Annotated in this window: 9 protein-coding genes; 3 read left to right on the plus strand and 6 right to left on the minus strand. The window is 45.9% G+C overall.

The annotated features are described in order from the left end of the window. Positions 1-127: 127 nt before the first annotated feature. The 4 genes from dacB to dapC form a co-directional block, all read right to left on the minus strand. Entirely contained in the window at positions 128-2,116 is a 1,989-nt protein-coding gene (gene dacB / locus AC58CZ_RS11965) for a D-alanyl-D-alanine carboxypeptidase/D-alanyl-D-alanine endopeptidase (protein ID WP_494224667.1), read from the minus strand. Positions 2,117-2,215: 99 nt separating this feature from the next. Further along, positions 2,216-2,821, minus strand: coding sequence for a 3'-5' exonuclease (locus tag AC58CZ_RS11970; protein ID WP_494224666.1), 606 nt, complete (start codon positions 2,819-2,821; stop codon positions 2,216-2,218). Between the two features lie 34 nt (positions 2,822-2,855). Then, a complete protein-coding gene (locus tag AC58CZ_RS11975; RefSeq protein WP_494224665.1) occupies positions 2,856-4,802 on the minus strand; it encodes a DUF294 nucleotidyltransferase-like domain-containing protein in 1,947 nt (648 codons plus the stop codon). Positions 4,803-4,944: 142 nt separating this feature from the next. Next, a complete protein-coding gene (gene dapC / locus AC58CZ_RS11980; protein WP_494224664.1) occupies positions 4,945-6,177 on the minus strand; it encodes a succinyldiaminopimelate transaminase in 1,233 nt (410 codons plus the stop codon). A 253-nt stretch (positions 6,178-6,430) separates the two neighbouring features. Between dapC and AC58CZ_RS11985 the strand changes: the two genes are divergently transcribed. Then, positions 6,431-7,102 carry a hypothetical protein gene (locus tag AC58CZ_RS11985; protein ID WP_212563861.1) on the plus strand — a complete coding sequence of 224 codons (672 nt, stop codon included), beginning with the start codon at positions 6,431-6,433 and terminating at the stop codon, positions 7,100-7,102. A 35-nt stretch (positions 7,103-7,137) separates the two neighbouring features. On the opposite strand, the gene glnD is transcribed toward AC58CZ_RS11985, so the two are convergent. Beyond that, positions 7,138-9,894: a [protein-PII] uridylyltransferase gene (gene glnD / locus AC58CZ_RS11990; RefSeq protein WP_494224663.1), complete on the minus strand. Its 2,757-nt coding sequence runs from the start codon at positions 9,892-9,894 to the stop codon at positions 7,138-7,140. 363 nt (positions 9,895-10,257) lie between these two features. Further along, a complete protein-coding gene (gene map / locus AC58CZ_RS11995) occupies positions 10,258-11,049 on the minus strand; it encodes a type I methionyl aminopeptidase (RefSeq protein WP_392397124.1) in 792 nt (263 codons plus the stop codon). Between the two features lie 299 nt (positions 11,050-11,348). Here map and AC58CZ_RS12000 point away from each other — a divergent pair, with 299 nt between their 5' ends. Together AC58CZ_RS12000 and AC58CZ_RS12005 are read left to right on the plus strand one after the other, a co-directional pair. Beyond that, complete coding sequence (locus AC58CZ_RS12000; RefSeq protein ID WP_494224662.1) at positions 11,349-12,425, plus strand: alpha/beta fold hydrolase; 1,077 nt, start codon at positions 11,349-11,351, stop codon at positions 12,423-12,425. 59 nt (positions 12,426-12,484) lie between these two features. Next, positions 12,485-13,588: a lipase secretion chaperone gene (locus AC58CZ_RS12005; protein WP_494224661.1), complete on the plus strand. Its 1,104-nt coding sequence runs from the start codon at positions 12,485-12,487 to the stop codon at positions 13,586-13,588. Positions 13,589-13,655 lie beyond the last annotated feature (67 nt).

Below are 13,655 nucleotides of genomic sequence, written 5' to 3' on the forward strand. Positions count from 1 at the left end.
TAAAAGTTTTAAAAATGTATTCATAAACATAGCAGTCATAATTGCTGTGCAAATAATCATGCCACTTGCGTCAAAATATCTGCTGCTGCTTTACTACTGCTTACTAAGCATCGCTTTAGCAAAACCATTAGCGCTGAGCGGTCCAGTCAAGTACTGCATCTAGTACAGGCCGAGCAGTGTACGGATTGAGCGCTTGCTCGGTATTGATGAGTCCGACAACCACATAGTCTTGACCTGATAATCCTTTGACATAGCCTGCCATTGAGGTGACGTTATTTAGTGTGCCTGTCTTGATCCACGCTCGGCCAATCGCTGCTGAGTCAGGTAGTCGCTCACTATGAGCGGCAATGGTGCCACTGACTCCAGCGATACCTAACGAGTCTACATACGCATCAAATCTTGGATGATTATAAGCATAGGTCAATAGCTCGCTTAGATTGGCAGCGGTGATGGTACAGTCGCGGCAGAGTCCCGAGCCATTGGTCAAATAAGGCGGCGGTGTGCTTAGGTTGGTTTGCCACCATTGGCTGATGTGTGTTAGCGCTGCAGGATAGTCAGTATGCATCGGCTGATACTGGTATAAGCTGGCGGCCTTTTGCGTGCTGTTTTTAGCAGGCATATTGGCGCGCTCAGTTGTGTCATAAGCGCCGATGGATAAGGCAACTTGCTCTGTCATGACATTGTTTGAAAAATGATTGATGTCATAAATTTGCTGCGTTAAGTCCAATGAAGGATAGCTGACCAAGGGCAGAGGTGACACGGTGATCGCACTGAGGCCTTGTAATGATTTTGAAGTATTTTTGGCATCGTAAGGGGTTTCTTGTGAGATCACTTGTCCGCTCAGTGTATTGCCTAGTGCTTGCCATTTTGCAGCAATGACGTGTGCGGCAAACGTTTTGGCATCAGGATACGCCACATAAAACACATGCTCACCGCAGCTTTTTGGCAGGTTGGCATTGAGTGCTAGCCGCTCCGCTTGCCACTGCGGCGATAGGCTGTAGCTTACCTGTCCGCAAGCCGCGTCGCGAGTGCGGATCTTATTAGGGAGTTGATAGTTAGCCAGTCGCGGCTTATAAGTCAAGCTTGCGTGGTCGTTGTCCAAAGGATGAGTCTTGATACCGACGGTGCTAAAGTTCACCAAAAACCCATCTGGACTGGCGTTGTAAGGACGCATTGGCGCATTGTCAAAGGCGGCAGGATCTTTGCTCACCGACTCAAAAATGCTGCTATCAACGATGATATCGCCATTGATATGGCGAATACCCGCCGCTTGCACTTGATAAAGGAGCTGCTTTAATCGCTCATGAGTCATCTTAGGGTCGCCGCTGCCTTGAATGATCAAGTCGCCCATCAAGGTATCACCGACTTGTATACCCGTATGATAAACTCGCGTGTGCCACACAAAACCTGCCCCCAATGTATCAAGCGCGATAAAAGTGGGTACCAACTTCATGGTGCTGGCAGGCGTGCGCGGTACATCAGGCTGATGTTTCAATAGTGGTGAAAAGGAGATTTTTACCGAGGCATTATCCGTGCTCACTGCGCTATTGTCATCATTAGTAAGGGAAGGGTTCTCATCAGGTACAACCGTCGGTATGCTCTCTACACTCTGATACGTATAAGGATCATCAGTATACGTATGTATTTTTCGCTCATGCTGTTCAATCGTACGCTGTTCAATAGTGATTAGCGCGCTTTGTGAGTCAGTATGAGTGGTGACGTTGGTCGCTGGGTTATCTGTCTTTGTCACGTTTTGGCTGCTATTGTTTTCATTAGCAGTCACAGCGTTATAGTCAGAGGGTCGCGTCGATTGGCGATCCGTATCACGGCTATCAATCACTTGCACAGACGCGGGCAGTCGACTGGCATTTTTGTCACCCACAGGCGTTACGATAAGACTGATATCAGACTCTGTCAGATTGGCACGTGACAATGCTGCTTCAATGGGGGCTGGTAGAGCCGCCTGTGCATAAGCAGGCGCTATGATCATCGCGGCGAATAGCGTGAGGGTAGGCAGACGTTTATTAGATAAGTGAGAGGGTAATACACGGCTACAGATTGCGGCAGTTTTGGCAGTAATGGGCGACTGATGGTCGCGCTTTGAACGGTATCGCATGAGCATCTTTCATCAGGTGGCAAAAACTGCTTATGGTAACATGAGTTGCTGTTTTCGCATATGCTCTCAGAAGCTCAATTTTATCGTCAATAATAAAGGCTAGCGTACATGCAAAAATGCCATCGCCGTCATTATTGCATCGTTATAAGCATCATGGGCACCAAGCTCAGGAATATCATAATGCGCCAGAATATTAGTCAAATGCTGCGTTTGATTGGGAATACCTTGCGTACGGTCGCCCATACGTCGACTGTATAATTGACGCACATCGATGACTTTGTTGGGCAGGGTCGTTCCCATATAGCGTTTGACCAAAGGATTTAAAAATACCATGTCGAGCTGTGTGCAGAACCCGACGATGGGTCGGTTATCAATAAAAGGTAACAAGAGAGCCAGCATCTCGTCATAACTCATGCCATGCTCTACATCAGCAGTACGCAGACCATGAATGACAATTGTATCCCGATCTGGCATTACAGGCGGTCTGCAAACTAAGTGCATGCCATTACCCGTATCGATCGTATTGCCATTGATATGTATCGCTGCCACGGATAATAAATGGTGCTTTTTGGGGTTCAGGCCAGTCATTTCACAGTCAATCGCTACCCACTGCTCAGCCGACGGTGTGGTGAACATTGATGCCAGCTCCGGACGCTGTAGCTGCGTCTTTTGCCAAGCGCAAGATAACTGCTGTAACCAGCTCATGTTGATCATCCATTTATTTATTCTATTGCTATATTTATGCTATTTCTAACTGATAGTGTTGACGCAGCTGATTTTTAAAACTTTTTACCACGGCCAGACATTCTTTGAGCAGGTCGCGTTCTAGTGCGGTTAGTGTCGTTGGATCGACTTGCCTTGCCTGTTTGTCATCGGTTGACAGTGCGACTGATAAACGCTGCGCCATAAAAAACTCCAAGGCTTCCAATAATGTATCAGCGCGCTCTTGGGTCAGGGCATGAGACTGCACCAATGCCTTTAGGCGATCTTTACTGCTAGGCACATCGAGCACATCATTTTCTAATGCCAACGTACGAATACCATGAACCAATGGAAAGATCCCTGCTTTTTTTAGATCAATATCTGCTGATATAGATTTACCCCCTATCAAAGGCACAAACTTTTGCCACCACTGATTGACATCGCCAAACTGCAATGCTGCACGGGCAAACTGACGTACAAACATTGGATCGGCTTGTCTGTGAGCCATTCTTAAATGCTGACGTACCTGTGTAAGTAGGGTTTCATCACCGCAGACGTATTCGCCATCCATTATGGCAGACAAGTAGATGCCATGCATGGGGTCAGTGTTCCTAAACCATGAGGCGATCTGTTTGTTGAACTGCTTGAGTGGTTGTCGCCACATAGGATTGGCCATCATAATATTGCCATCACACAGCGGATAGCCAAGCGTTGCCAAGTGATTATTAAAGGTATCGGCAAACTGTGCCAAATCCGGATGCGTATAGCCATCACGAATGAACAGGGCATTGTCTTGATCGGTACGCATGATTTGCTCGCCGCGACCTTCTGAACCCATGACGATGAGACAAGTGTTGCTTATCACTTCATCAGGTACGATCAGCTGCCAGAGCTTGGTAAATACTTGCGCATTCAACGTCTGTACCATGCGGCTGATATTACCGATTTTGACACCGTTTTGATGCTGCGCACGAATATAGCGACCGATGAGTTCGACTGCGGTATCTAGGCTTGGTAGATCGGTTGCTTGCTCGATTTGAATACTAATAAGCTGTGAGTGATGACCAATGTGGGCGAGCATATCGCTTTGTCCAAGCACGCCGACGACATCACCACTGCTATCAATGACCGGCAGCCTGTGAATGCGATAGCGGGTCATGGTGAGCAACGCATCGCCAATCTCGTCAGTGGCCTTGATCGTACGTAGGTTAAAATTGGTATAGCGCTGGCAAAGCGTAATAGCGGGATCTTGTCTGTCACTCACAGCACGGCAAATATCCGTATCGGTGAGAATGCCTAACAGCAGTTTTGGCTGCTCAGTGTCTCGTATATTTTCTACATAGTTCAGCGGTCGTACCAATACGTGCTTTAGCCCAGCCTTGGTCATGATACGCGCAGCTTCGTACAAGCTGTTATTGGCATCGACAATATGTACTGGCAATAAATGGACGTCGCTGACAGGTTGCAGCATGATTTGCTGCACTTCTTGTTGATGGGTATAGCCAGCAGGGTTTAGGGCTTTGTTGCTACGGCGCTGTCGCAATGCCTTTAGTCTTTCGGGTAGCTTGTCTGATAGCATTTGGCGTACCAGATGATTTTGCGCGCTGATTTTATCGACAGTCGCACCATCGACTTGTAGTAGCAATGTCTCTTCACTGGCCCGAAACTGGTACGGCTGTATAGGCGTGTTTTTACTTTCTGGCACACCATTTTTTATGAGTGACTCAGGTAAGCGGCGACTATCAAACCAGTCATTATTGTTTGGCTCATCAGAATGGTTGCTGCCCAAATAAGAGGCGACAAATTCACCACTCAGTGATTGCTCAATTTGTCCTTTGATGACCACATATAGATACTGCAAGTCTGCTGCGGGTAGGATCTCATTTCTAGCAAGATAACAGATCTTCGTGTTTTTTCTGATGCTTTGACGTTCAGCTAGACTCAGTACGTCAAAGGGCGGCTGGGTAAAGTCAAGATGGGGCATGGCATCATCCTTGATGGTATATTTTGCAGTAGAGACTTTACTATAGCACTATTCATGCAAAAAGCCTCTAATAACCCTATTTATATTGTGGTTATTAGAGGCTGCTTTATTAGCTTAAGATAAAAGCTTTTTGAGTGACTGTTTATGCCGCCAGCAACTTTCGAATACGACTGATTGCTTCGCGGCTCTCCTCGACACTCGCGACCAAAGCAACACGGACATAGCCTTTTCCAGGATTATTCCCATCAACCTCGCGTGACAAGTAGCGTCCTGCCAATGCATGGATATTGGCCTGCTCGTATAATGCTTTGACAAATACTTCATCATCGCAATCGAACGGTTCAGGTACTTTTATCCAAAAATAAAATCCAGCTTCTGGCATGCGCAAATCTAGCAACTCGCCAAGCTCTGACATCCATAGCGCGAACTTTTCTTGATAAAGGGCGCGATTGTGTGCGACATGCTTTTCATCTTGCCACGCAGCGATAGAGGCAAGCTGATGCGGTATCGGCATCGCACAGCCTTGGTAAGTACGATATTGCAAATAAGACTGCAAAATCTTGGCATCGCCCGCCACAAACCCAGAGCGTAAACCAGGTAGGTTCGAGCGTTTGGATAATGAATGAAATACGATACAGTTTTTGAAATTACGGCGACCCAGATTCGCGCAAGCTTGCAGTAAGCCAATCGGAGCAGTATCAAAGTACAGCTCGCTATAGCACTCGTCGCTGGCAATAACAAAACCGTATTGGTCTGATAAACGAATGAGATATTCCCAATCCTCCATAGTCATAACCGAACCCGTTGGATTATTCGGACTACAGACAAATACAAGCTGCGTGCGTGCCCAAACGTCTTTTGGCACCGCGCGATAATCCCCCTTAAAGTCATTGTCTAACGTACAGGGAACAAAATGGGGCATCGCTTGTGCCAATATTGCTGCACCTTCATATATTTGATAGAACGGATTGGGCATAATGACCAAAGGCGAAGCATTAGAGGCTGAAGAGGACGTGCTTTCGTTATCAGCGGCATCATGACTTATGACGGCTTGTACAAAGCTAAAAATGGCCTCGCGAGTACCCATCACTGGCAAAACTTGGGTGTTGGCATCGACATGGCTAAGAAAAAAACGCTTCTCTAACCAGTGCGCAATCGTCTGACGTAACTCAAACATACCATTGGTGGTCGGATAACGACTTATTTTGTCCAAGTTTTCGCGTAGTACGTCCAGTACAAATGCTGGTGGCTCATGTTTTGGCTCACCAATACCCAGTTTGATTTCGCTGTAACCGTCGGCAGGTATACTGTCAGCGAGTAAGGTTGCCATCTTGGCAAAGGGATAAGGATGTAGATGCTTTAAGTTGTGATTCATAAGTGTGATAACTATAATAGACAATTAATAATAAAGTTATAAAGAAAATTTACATTAGAGCAGTGTAATACCTCTTTTGCCTTTTTCTTCTCATAACGTGAATGCGAATTTATTGTGCTTGAACGGCTGACCTTATCATAGCCCATTCAGTCGTACTTACAAAGCGCATTGAACGCTTCGCGTCTGATAACTTATAACAATATAAAAGATGACTGTCAGTGCCAGAGACAGATCATTTTAAGGACAGTTTGATATGCCTAGTGCACTAAATCATAATAACTTCATCGCTAAAAATATCAATAATGACATTCCTGATGCAGGTGTGCACCCTATTAACGTATATGCGCTGCTAAAAGAACGTGAAGCGTGCTGGTGGCAGGCGAGGCGGCAATTGATTGAGCATCAAGAGAAGAAAATCTTTTGGTATGGCGAAAATAGTTTAATCATGTGGTTATTATGGCAGTTGGTTGGTTACGTGGTTGTCGCCATGGCGCTGATGCTGCTAAATAATATGTTGAATCTATCGTTATCTTTGTGGCAATACATTGCTTTATTTATCTTACAGACTATATTTTTTGTTGGTATTCTTGCAGCGAAAGGCCGTCTGGCGAATAAGTTGCAGGATGAGATAGACAATGATGAACTGATGCGTGAAGAGACGTTCAATGAAATGATTATTTTGGCAGAGGATAGTCTGTATCCTGACGTGCATGCCAAGTCGCCTATTTCTTTGAGGCAGCTGGGTGACTATCTTAATGGCGAGTTTCATTTATCAAGCTTGCATTGCTTATTACAAAAAGAAATCAAGGCTGGACGATTAATCATGGAGCAGCAGCTACTTGAAGTAGGTGTTTTGCCACCAGAGCTTGCTGATGTAGAGCTGATAGAACATGCTGACAATATAATATACAAGAGCACGCTGTAAAGCGCGCTCTTATCATCAAAGATGTTGTCATTCAATTAATAGCTATAAACCACGTTGTTTTCTCTTTTGGTCGCTAGGCTGGCGAGCAGTGCTGATTTTAACGCATCAAGTCGTTCAGCAGATAATGGCTTATCATTTTGATCGCTAATATAAAACATATCTTCTGCGCGCTCGCCTAAGGTCGTAATACGAGCCGCATGAACCTCAATTTGCTCCTGCAAAAATATCTGTCCAACCCGAGCCAAGAGTCCTGGCTGATCCAGTGTCTCTAAGCTCATGATATGCTGGTCAGATGCCTCATTAAACTCAAAGTTAATCACCGTAGCCACTTCAAAATGCCTGAGCTGACGTGGCATACGTTTGTTGGTGAGCTTTAGTACTGTTGGATCTTTAAAGGCATTAATCAGGCGCTGTTTAAGTTCTTGCTGACTGTCTTCATCGACCAACAGCGTACCACTAGGATCTAGCAGCACATAAGAATCCAGAGCAAAGTCGCGGGTAGCAGTAATAATACGGGCATCTAATACATCAAGATTCATCTGATCGAACACCGCCATCGTAACGGCAAACAGATTCATCTGATCTTGGGTATAGACAAATACCTGTACCGCATCCAGTGCCAGCTCGCGATGCTCACGCAAAACCACCAGTGGCGGACTATCCGCATTAGAAGCAAGCCCAATCGGTGGATGGTTCAAGATGGCTTCGGTGTGCCACAAGATGTCTTCTGCAATCTCTCGCAAAAAGTACTCATCGCCCAAATCGTCCCATAGTCGCAATACTTCATCGCGATTCATGTGCTGATTGTTGACATTGTCTAGCATCGCGAGCGCCTGCGCACGAGTGGCACTGATCATATCCTGGCGATTGGTAGGCGCATCAATATCGGCGCGCAGAATACGCCGTGTCTGCGAGTAGAGTTGTTTCATCAGCGTCGCCCGCCAGCTATTCCATAGCTGTGGGTTGGTTGCATTCATATCAGCAACCGTCAGTACATACAGATGATTCAAGTGCGTCACATTACCGATAAGGTCTGCAAAGACAGTCACCACCTCAGGGTCTGAGATGTCTTTTTTCTGTGCGGTAATCGACATCAATAGATGGTAGCGAGTCAGCCAGCCAACCAAATTAGCATCTGCCAAACTCATGCCGTGTGACAGACAAAACTCAATGGACTCTGTCTGACCAAGCTCGCTATGGTCGCCGCCGCGGCCCTTTGCAATATCATGAAACATCGCCGCCAGTACCAAAATCTCTTTGCGTTCGATGCGCTGAAAGATAGCGCTGACCAGCGGAAACTCTTCAGAAAACATAGGATCGGTAAAGCGGTGCAAAATTCGAATCAAAAATAACGTATGCGCGTCCACCGTATAGCGATGGAACAAATCATATTGCATCAGACCCGTGACTTGCGCAAAAGCAGGAATATAGTTGCCCAATACCCCATAGCGATTCATGGTGCGCAAACGATGGAACAGATAGTTTTGCTCTTTTAGATTAGATAAAAATAAAGCTTTGTGAACAGGGTTTTCTCTATAGGTCTGGTCAATGCCGCGTGCCGCAATTTTTAGCGCCCGCAAGGTATGGGTGCGAACCTTGTCGATACCGTGCTGACCCATCAATAAAAACATCTCTAAAATAGATTCAGGATGCTGAGCAAAAACCCGATGGTGCGCTATAGCAATATGATCACCCACACGGTTGAATCTTGCATTGATCGGCTGCTTTTTGGGGCGCTCATCATCAGGCAGGCTGGGCTCTATAATGGTCTCATAATAGTGGTTGGTCAGCATCTCAGACAGCGTTGATATTTGCATGGCACAGCGATAGTAATCACGCATAAAGCGTTCAACGGCCGCATTGGGCTGGTCATCTGGCTGGGTCTCGTAACCCATTAATTGAGCAATCTCACGCTGATAATCAAACAACAGCTTGTTTTCGTTACGACCTGTCAGTACATGTAAATAATGACGTATCTGCCATAAGTAGCCTTCTGCAAAGCTTAACTCATCAAACTCTTTTTCGGTCAAAAAGTTTTGTTGTACCAAGTCATAGAGCTTGCCCACACGAAAATAGCGTTTGGTCACCCAGCCGATGATATGAATGTCACGCAGACCACCTGGGGCCGTTTTGATATTTGGCTCAAGGTTATACTCAGTTGCATTATGTTGTAGATAACGGGCCTTGGACTCTTCCATTTTCACATCAAAAAAGGCACGAGGAGACCACTGCTTGTTAACGATTTGGATGGGCATATCTCGCAGTGCTTCGTTGCCGATTAACAATCGAGCTTCGAGCTGGGCACTGGCTATCGTATGGTCAAGTGCAGCTTCTAACGCATCGTTGACGCTACGTACAGACAGCGCAGGCTCCAGCCCGATGTCCCACAGCAATGCGACCAATTTATCAATCTTACCACTGGCATCAGCGCCGATTTCGTCAGGAGATAACAGCAGGATATCAATATCTGAATAAAGCGACAGCTCACCGCGTCCATAGCCACCCGTTGCAAACAATGCCAAATCCGTCTTATCTAGCTCAAACCATTTGAACAAAGCAATGAGTAAGCTATCAATCGCGCAGGCACGTACTTCGACCAATTGACGAATATTGGTACCACGCTCAAGGGCACGGCTGATATCCTCATTGATTTGTGCCAGCCATTCAGGAATGCCGAGTAGCGCTTTATCTGTCGTATTTTGCTCTGACAACAGCGAGTTATCTGTCGCCGTATCATTTGATAGTAGCGGTAGGGGCGTTAGATCAATAGAAGCGACATCACAAGTGAACATGAGTGTTATCCAATTAAGAGTTTAAAAATAGAGCGTTTGAGCTGCTGATAGCTGATAAAAGTCACCAATAGAATGTACTATAGTCAATCCTAAATAAAACAGATACATTATATATCAAGGTGGAACTGGTCTAAATTTTCCTTGCGTGCTGTGCCTACGCAGACAGAGGCTGCGAAAAATTTATCCCAGTCCCACTGTATCGCTTTTATACTGAATTCACTATAATAAATGTATCAATATAAATTGTTAACTCATCAGAGTATAAAGACAAAAAGCCAGTAAGCACAATACTCAATCTGTCCTAACTCGATACACGCTAACCATCGGCCAAAAAAAAGACCGCCTAGGCGATCTTTTCTTGTCTTACTGTGTCAAAAAACTCAAATCTTCTTCAGGGCGCGTGGTAAATACTTCACAGCCATTGTCGGTTACGACCATCGTATGCTCCCACTGAGCAGATAACTTACGGTCTTTGGTGATGGCTGTCCATTCATCTGGCAAAATCTTAGTCTGCCATGTGCCTTGGTTGATCATTGGCTCAATGGTAAAGGTCATGCCCGTCTTTAGCTCAAAGCCTGTGCCTTTTTTGCCGTAGTGCATGACTTGTGGCTCGTGATGGAATTCATCACTGATGCCATGACCACAAAACTCACGGACGATACTAAAACGCTCAGGCTCGACCACTGCTTGAATTGCTGCACCGACATCGCCGAGACGCGCGCCGTTTTTGACGACACTCATACCCGCATATAGCGCGTCTTGTGCGACTTTGCAGATACGCTGCGCCATGATAGAGCCGTTACCGACGATCCACATTTTTGAGGTGTCGCCGTAGTAGCCGTCTTTGATCACGGTCACATCAATATTGATGATATCACCATCTTTGAGTAGCTTGCTTTCGGTTGGGATGCCGTGACAGACCACGTGGTTGACTGAGGTACAAATAGACTTAGGAAAGCCATTGTAGTTCAGCGGAGCAGGAATGGCTTTTTGCACATTGACGATATAGTCATGAGCGATTTGGTTGAGGGCTTCGGTACTAACACCGACTTTGACATGTTCGTCGAGCATGACAAGGACGTCGCTGGCAAGTTTGCCGGCCACACGCATTTTTTCTATGGCCTCTGGGGACTGGATAAGGGATTTTTTAGTCATCATCTTGTGTCTTATAATTATGGGTTTAATGTGGGGAAATTATACCATAAATGGATGAATGGCAGTTTTATGATAAGTGATATTAAATCTATCATTATTATTGACAATAGTTACTTTACAGCCGCATTTGAGCCGTTATGACCCTCCAGTCACGATAATATATTCATATTTTGACAATTTAGTTGAATCTTGTAAAAGATAGAAGTAATGTAATTTTGCATGCTAAAGGGATTAGCAGCAGTCTTTGCCGACGTTATGAGGTAAAGGCACTCACCATTAATGATGACAAGGATGTTGTTATGACGCTCTCCTCGTACGTTCGTGCTGCGCTCACGCCGCGCACTTTTTTACCAATACTGGGCTCTATCAGTACTGGCGTTTTATTAATGACCATGCAAACCACCTCAGCGCAAGCGGCAGGGCAGTACTATAATTGTGCCAACGCCAATGGCTGCACGCTAGTCGATAGCAAATACTTTACCTCCAGTTATACCAAGACTCAGTATCCAGTGGTCATGGCTCATGGGCTTGGCGGTTTTACCAAGATGTTTGGGGTCTTAGATTATTTCAACGGGATTCCTAGTGAGCTGATGAAAGGTGGATCAGAGGTGTACACCACCAAAACATCAGCGGTGAATAATAGTGAAGTCCGCGGCGAGCAGCTATTACAGCAAGTCAAAACCATCACTGCCATTTCAGGCGATCCAAAAGTCAATTTGTTTGGGCACAGTCAAGGCGGTATAGACATCCGCTATGTCGCTGGCGTTGCACCAAAATACGTCGCCTCGGTCACCGCCGTATCAAGTCCAGAGCAAGGCTCAAAAACAGCCGATTTTGTCAAAAACGTCCTTGAACCAAACAATGACACAGGTGAGCCATCAAACGTCACGACACAGCTGGTATCAGGGGTGTTTAATTTGATTGGCGGCTTTACAGATGTTGGGTCAGGCATCAGCTTTAAAGAGATACAAGCGCAAGATGGCTGGCAAGCACTCATGGCGCTATCAACCGATGGTGCGGCCAAATTCAATGCCAAATTCCCTGCAGCAATGCCAACAAGTTACTGTGGTCAGCCAACCAGTACCTCTGCAAACGGTATCAAATATTACTCATTTAGTGGCGTCGGACAAGTCATAAGCGTCCTTGACCCTAGTGATTATCTGCTTGCAGCAACAAGCGTACCGTTTTTATTGGAGGGAAATGATGGTCTGGTCTCTGCCTGCTCAAGCCGACTTGGGTATGTGATTCGTGATAATTACCTCATGAACCATTTGGATTCAGCAGACCAAGTACTAGGTCTGACGGCATGGGGCGAGTCTGAGCCAAAATCTATCTATCGTACTCAGGTCAATCGCCTAAAAAACGCCAATCTCTAACCCCAATGATCATCTATTTAATGACGATCTATTTAATGATTGCCTAAGAACTAGTATCTATGTCAAAACATCGCCGTCCAGCCTATTTACCGATTGTTATAATCGCTGTGGTCATCATAGTCATCGCGGCGGCGGTGATTATGTGGTTTAAGCCAGATAGTCAACGAATGGAGACAGCACAATCAGCGTCCATTGCCTCTGCAGATACCTCTGAGAGTACGTTGTCCACTGCGCTAAATAGTGAGCAAACAGAACAAACCGCTTCAGCCCAGAACCAGTTTGCATTTGTCACTGGATTGGAGAGTTTGCCACGCTCATTAAAAGGCACGCAAGTGGACGGCGAAATCATCATCGATGAAAACAAGCAGTTGGTCGTCACTGAAGGTCTGCGGCGTTTATTCGATTATTTTTTATCAGCAATAGGAGAGGAGGACGAAGCCGTTATTTTTGCGCGTGTCGAGAGTTATATCCGTCACCATACCCCAGAGCCAGCTGCCAGCCAAGCGGTCGCTATCTTTGGCAAATATGTGGCGTATCTCAAAGCGCTTCCTGAGATAGAAAAGCGTTATGGCAATCTGCAACTGCAGGCGACCAAAAATGGTGAGCTAGATTTGAATGCCATTGCTCAGCAAAAGCAGGATGTGGCGAGTTTACGTCAGCAGTATTTTGACAAAACCACCATCGAAGCCTTCTTTGGTGCTAGCGATAGTTATGATGACTATAGTATGGAGATGGTCAGAATCAATCAAAATGAGCAAATGAGTGAGGCACAGAAACAGGCTGCCAGACAAGATTATGTGAGCCGTCTACCAGATGGTGCGATCAAAACCAATATCATGCAGCAAGCCAATCTTAATGAGCTTATGGCTCGTACTGAACAGATGAAAGCGGCAGGTGCCAGCCCTGAAGCACTATACAATATGCGTCGAGAGCTAGTAGGTGCACCAGCGGCAGAGAGACTGGCGCAAGTCGATCAAGAAGATGCCAATTTTGATCAGCGCTTCACTCAGTATCAAACGCAAAAACAGCGCTTACTAAATCAAAGTGCCAATCTAGCAGAGGCGCAAACTCAGATAGACCAACTTGAGCAGCAGTTGTTTGATGATGCTGAGCGCAAGCGTTTATCCGGTTATGCAGCGTTGCAGGAAACCAAAACTCAGTAAGCATATTTCCTTAATATTAGGGCGTGTTGAACATTCGACCATGGCACTGACAGCGACTATTTTTTAG

Source organism: Psychrobacter sp. CR212 (genome assembly GCF_059693765.1).